Genomic DNA, 6,182 nt, shown 5'->3' with positions numbered 1-6,182 from the left:
ATTAATATTTCATCATCAATAAAACATTTTTTTAAATAATATACAAATAATTTGTAATTTATATATTTTATTATACCTTTGAAAAATGATTTTCACCTTTGAAAAATGATATTTTTATTTTGAAAATCTATATGTTTAATACTTAATTTGTTGTAGATAATCTTAATGAATAATTGAAAATTTCACATGTTTTAATCCCCCATCTTTTTATTTTAAATTTATTAACCATTAATCATTATTTTTATGCAAAAAGAAAAGCATTTGTTTTGGAAGGCGAGAAGGATTTTGTTTCTCCTCCTTTTTTTCTTGATGAGTGTGGGTGTCATGCTTGCACAAGTACGCGTTACGGGAACCGTGACCGATGCCGGCGGAGGTTCGCTTATTGGGGTTAACGTAATTGAAAAAGGTACTATGAACGGTACCATTACTGATCTTGATGGTAATTTTACCTTAAACGTAGCATCAACTAATTCCGTTTTGGCATTTTCTTATGTAGGTTTTACCACACAAGAAGTTCCGGTAGGCAACAATACCCGGCTGACAGTTGTATTGGCTGAAGACACGGAAACTTTGCAAGAGATCGTTGTTGTTGGCTATGGTACTCAGGCTAAAAAAGATATTACCGGTTCGGTAACTGTGGTGAATACCAAGGATCTTTTGGCTGCAAGTGGTTCTTCTGCAACACAGCAGCTGCAAGGAAAAGCTGCGGGTGTGTATGTTGGGCAAACGGGTTCCCCTGGTTCGGCAACCATGGTTCGTATCCGGGGAATTAATACGGTGAATGATAACGGCCCACTATACGTGGTCGATGGAGTATCTACCCGTAACCAGAACCTGAGCAGTCTGAATCCTAACGATATTGAAAGCATGCAAGTGTTGAAAGACGCATCCTCCGCTGCCATTTACGGGGCACAGGCGGCCAATGGCGTTATTCTGATTACCACCAAACGTGGAACGGCGTCAGGACAGCCAAAATTAACGTATGATGCTTATTATGGAGTTCAAAAAACAACCAAACGTTACGATTTGTTAAACTCTGCTGACCGGTTAGCTATAGAGTGGGAGTCGCTACGTAATGCCATGTTATTGCGTGGAGTTCCTGCAGACAAAGCTATTCCCTATCATGCCCAATTTGGCGAATACCCGGAACCTCGTATCCCCAATTATCTTACGGTAACTGGAGCGAAAGGTGAAAATCAGGATATTAAGAACTATTCGTTCCCCGATAATCAAATGGTCCCTTTTTCAGATACCGACTGGTGGAGCGAAATTGACCGGGTAGCTCCCATTCAGAGCCATCAGTTAACCTTGTCTGGGGGTAATACAAAGGGAAAGTATTTGATGGGATTGAACTATTTCGATCAGCAGGGAACGGTGAAGTACTCTTATTACAAAAGATATCAAACCCGTTTGAACAGTTCATTCGATGTTCGCCCCTGGTTGCGTTTTGGTGAAAATTTACAATATACATGGACAAAAGACGTCGGATTGCATACCAGTTATACGGAATCCAGTCCTTATTCGTGGACCTATCGTGCCTCTCCCTGGGTTCCGGTAAAGGATGAATTCGGAAATTGGGCCGGTTCGAAAATTACCGGAACCGGAAATTTCATTAATGTTGTTGCACAGGAATACAGGAACAAAGATAATTATTGGAGCAATTCGAGAATCTTTGGTAATTTTTGGGGTGAAGTGGATTTAATAAAAGAATTAATGTTCCGTACGAATTTTGGTGTGGATTATACCAATCGTTATTATTACCGAATGAGTAAAAAGAATCCCGAATTTTCCGAAAGTCCGGGAACGAATAACTTGGAAGAACGTTCGGAATTTAACTTCAGGTGGGTGTGGACCAATACCTTGACATATAATAGGGTGTTTGACGACATTCATTCGTTAAATGTGATCTTGGGATCGGAAGCCATCCGTGACGGGCTGGGACGCGGTATGCGCGGACAGCGGTTCGGATATTTGTATGAAGACAATATCAATACCTGGACGCTAGGGATGGGAGAAAGGAATGATCAACGGGAAAATGATTCATGGTACAACGGTGAATTTGCTCTCTTTGGAATATTCGCCCGTGCCGACTATTCTTTTAAAGACAAGTACCTACTTACGGGAATCGTTCGCAGAGATGGAGTTTCCCGGTTTGCTAAAAAAAACAGATACGGTACTTTTCCATCGGCATCTTTGGGCTGGCGTGTATCGGAAGAACAATTTATGGAGGGAACAAGAGACTGGTTGGACGATTTGAAATTGCGTATTGGTTATGGAATTACCGGTAATTCCGAGATGGCCCGAACCACTAACTACGCGATGGAGTTTACAACCTATCCTCGAGCCACAAATTATGACCTTGGCGGAGCAAATACCGGAACAAACCTGGGTTACAGGTTGAACCGTTTTGGCAATGAAGATACGAAGTGGGAATCTACTAAAATGGCCAATCTGGGAATTGATGCTACTTTTGGGAATGGAAAATTCTCCACATCATTGGATTTATATCACAAACAAACTTCCGACATGTTGATAGAAGCTGCTTATTCGGCTTTAGCAAACGATGAAATTGGAAAACCGTACATCAACTACGGAGATATGAAAAACGTGGGTGCCGATTTTACATTGAATTATCGGGATAAAAAAGGTGATTTTTCCTGGGACCTAGGATTGAATTTATCAACCTATAAAAATACGGTATTGCGCCTTTCCAACTCCGATGATTTTGCTTTATGGGGATATGGTGACCGCTTTGATGTGGGTGAAACACGTACGATTAAAGGGCGTCCCATATCGGAATTTTATGGCTTTAAGATTATAGGCTTTTATGAAAATGAACAAGACGTCATGAATTCTCCGGTTCCCTATAATACCACCAGAAAAGATTTGTTGGATCCCGATAAACCGGGTCCGCAGGAGTATGTGGGAAAGTACAAGTATGCCGATTTGGGTGGAGGCGAAAATGGAGAACCTGATGGTAAGATCGATATGAACGACCGTACAGTCATCGGTAGCCCGCATCCCGATCTAATTGCCGGCTTAAATGCTTCTTTTACGTATAAAAATTGGGATTTGACTATGTTTTGGTATTCAACCTTAGGAAACGATATTCTCAATAACACCAAATTTTTTACTGATTTTCCCCTGTTTGGAGGGAACCGCTCCACTCGAATGCGCGATCTTTCCTGGAAAAAAGGTGCCGACAATTCAAAAGCCCAATTGCCTATATTAGACTCAAAGGATGGTTGGACAGGAAAAGTGCTTAATTCTTACTACATTGAAGACGGTTCATTTTTAAGGTTGAAAAATTTAGTGGTTGGGTATACATTGCCAAAGTCATGGTTACAAAAGGCAACTATTTCCAACCTACGTATATATCTACAAGCTGAGAACTTGTTGACCTTTACCAAATACACCGGATTGGATCCTGAAATTACGAACAGGGAAACCGGAGTGGGTAATCGTGCCGACTTGAGCCGTGGAATTGATGGAGGGGGGTGGCCCACTACCATGCGTTTGCTCTTTGGTGTAAATTTTGCATTTTGAATCATTTTAATAATTAAAAATATGAAAAATAATATAGTATTCTTATTGATTGGAATAACTGCTTTTTTGTTTAATTCGTGCGGTGAGGATTTTTTATATAAAGCGCCGCAAGGAAGCATTGATCAGGCTGCTTTAATGAATCAAACGGGTATCGATCTACTGACTACTACTGCTTATGCCACTCTTACCGAAGACGGTTGGGGAGCAACACCTTTTAACTGGACGTTTGGAGGCATGTATGGCGGCGACGCCAACAAAGGCTCCGATGCCAATGACCAGTCCGTTTTAAACGATATGGAGAAATATAGTGTGCAATCGAACAATAACTACATTAATCAAAAATGGATATGGGTGTATAAAGGCGCAAAACGGGTGAACATTGCTTTGCAAACCATAGAAGAAGTGGAAGGAGAGTTGCCGGAAATTTTTGTGAAGACCCGGAAAGGGGAACTGTATTTTCTCCGAACGTTGTTCTATTTTGAGGGCATAAAGGTGTTTGGCCCTTACATTCCATGGGTGGATGAAACCGTCAAGGAAAATGATCCCAAAATACATAATGATATTGACATTTACCCGAAAGTATTAGCCGACATAGATGTTGCCATAACCAATTTGCCGGAAAAACAGGATTTGCCTGGAAGAGCAAATTTGTGGGCAGCCAAAGCGTTAAAGGCTAAAATCCTGATGCAAAAAGGCGACATGGCTTCAGCAAAACCCATTCTGAAAGATGTAATAGATAACGGCCAAACATCCAATGCCCTGAAATATGGGTTGGAAGATGATATGAACGCTAATTTTGATAGTTATCGCGATAACGGTAAAGAGTCTATTTTTGCGGTTCAATTTTCTAACGACTATAACAATGCCAATACGGGAATGTCTTTATGCTATCCCCATGGTGGTGCCGATTCTCCCGGTGGATGTTGTGGCTTTTACCAACCTTCTTATGAATTGGCTAATTCTTTTAAAGTGGGTACGGACGGATTACCGTTATTAGATAATTCTTACAGGAACGAGCCGTATGTATCGGTGAAAAATTCGTCTACTGAAAAAGAAGCGCCACTATCTGTCAATACCAATGCCCTTGTTGACCCACGTCTCGATTTTGCCATTGGACGTTTCGGCATCCCCTATAAAGACTGGGGGGTTCCCAAAAGCAACTGGGTGAGAGATATGGGAAACGGCGGATTCTTTATGCCTAAGAAACACGTTTATTCAAAAAAAGAATTAGACGCGGGATTGGCCGGTGGAGGATTAAGCGCCGGTTGGGCACCGGGGTCGGCCATAAACTTGCAATACCTGAGTTTAAGGGATATGATATTGCTTTATGCCGAATGTTTGGCGAATGACGGAAATACAGCGGAAGCCATGAATATGGTCAACCAAATTCGTAAACGGGCCGCTCTTCCCGTGAACATAATCAAACTGCCAAATGGTAATCCTGCGGCAAATTACCTTGTCAAAGAGTATCCTTCCACGCATGCTGTGTTCACCAATAAAGAATTATGTATAAAAGCAGTTCGGATGGAACGGAAATTGGAACTGGCCATGGAAGGACAACGCTGGTTTGATCTGGCACGATGGGGTGGCGAATATATGTCGCAGCAAATTAAAGAATATATCGATTTTGAGAAGGGATATTTGTTCACTAAATTTAGCGCGGCGGTTACTTTAGATGCCAGTAAGACGATGTTTCCCATACCGCAAACTCAGATACAAACCATGGGTAATGATGAAAACGGTAAACCTTATCTGGTTCAGCCTGATCCTTGGAAGTAAAGTATAAATTCCCGATAATCACAGAAGGGGAGAAAACTTCCCTTCTGTGATTATATTATTAAACGAGTTAGAATATGATAAAATACAAGTTATGGGTCACTTCATTATTTATTCTTTTGGTTATCGGTTGCAGAAACAATACCGGATTGAAAGATTTTACCTATAAATATAGCATGGAGAGTGCTGGAAACTTCAAGGTGGAGTTTCAGTTGAACCCCGATTCGAGCTATACAATTTCACAAAACAATTACTTTTTTGACAGGTTTGAGGGAGTCAGCCATCCGATTGAGAAAGGAGGCATTCTGTCGCAACAGGAGTTTGAAAGATTCAGCGAATTGATAAGCAGAAGCGACATAAACAAGATGGATGATACCTATGGTTTCGAAGAAAAGGAAAATTCAGACAATTCAATTGTGTACATAGTTGAATTAATAGAAAACGGTGAGAGCAAGTATGTATCCATTAATGCCAGGTCACGACAGGATTTTCCCAAAGCGTTCACAGAGCTGATTGAATACACTAACGACTACATAAACGTAAATTTAAGGTAATAGAATTTCCCGTTTATAACTTTATAACGAAGTGGTTTTGTTCCCATTTCAGTTTATCTTGCTGTAATTCAACGGTGATTAATCAATCGTATGTGTTTCATTCGTACGTTACCCTGTCGGTGAGGCAACTACCCGGTATTTCATTCCAGATAAAATATTGATTGTCGGTCAAGGATATTCCCTACATGCAGTCAATCCGTTGACAATGTTTGTGCTAAGAAAGTCTGACCGAAAATTTAATGAATTGATGCTGTTGTGTTTAACTAAGGGTTGGGTATCGGCAATTATTTAACCAAATAAAACCCC

Annotated in this window: 3 protein-coding genes; all 3 read left to right on the top strand. The window is 40.8% G+C overall.

The window, feature by feature from the left end:
- The first annotated feature begins 309 nt into the window (after window positions 1-309).
- The 3 genes from Q0502_RS08045 to Q0502_RS08035 all read left to right on the top strand — a co-directional run bounded on the left by Q0502_RS08045 (window position 310) and on the right by Q0502_RS08035 (window position 5,876).
- A complete protein-coding gene (locus Q0502_RS08045) occupies window positions 310-3,546 on the top strand; it encodes a TonB-dependent receptor (protein WP_298649406.1) in 3,237 nt (1,078 codons plus the stop codon).
- 21 nt (window positions 3,547-3,567) lie between these two features.
- Complete coding sequence (locus Q0502_RS08040; RefSeq protein ID WP_298649403.1) at window positions 3,568-5,325, top strand: RagB/SusD family nutrient uptake outer membrane protein; 1,758 nt, start codon at window positions 3,568-3,570, stop codon at window positions 5,323-5,325.
- 74 nt (window positions 5,326-5,399) lie between these two features.
- Window positions 5,400-5,876: a hypothetical protein gene (locus Q0502_RS08035; RefSeq protein ID WP_298649400.1), complete on the top strand. Its 477-nt coding sequence runs from the start codon at window positions 5,400-5,402 to the stop codon at window positions 5,874-5,876.
- Window positions 5,877-6,182: the final 306 nt, after the last annotated feature.

The organism is uncultured Proteiniphilum sp. (assembly GCF_937873925.1).
In the GTDB taxonomy this organism is placed as follows: Bacteria; Bacteroidota; Bacteroidia; order Bacteroidales; family Dysgonomonadaceae; genus Proteiniphilum.
The sequence above is the reverse complement of the archived record's forward strand: the minus strand, read 5'-3'. Positions and strand labels throughout refer to the sequence as shown.

Bases quoted from the DNA above. Each gene is read 5' to 3' on its own strand.
- Q0502_RS08045 (WP_298649406.1), top strand. From the start codon at position 310: ATGAGTGTGGGTGTCATGCTTGCACAAGTACGCGTTACGGGAACCGTG.
- Q0502_RS08040 (WP_298649403.1), top strand. From the start codon at position 3,568: ATGAAAAATAATATAGTATTCTTATTGATTGGAATAACTGCTTTTTTG.
- Q0502_RS08035 (WP_298649400.1), top strand. From the start codon at position 5,400: ATGATAAAATACAAGTTATGGGTCACTTCATTATTTATTCTTTTGGTT.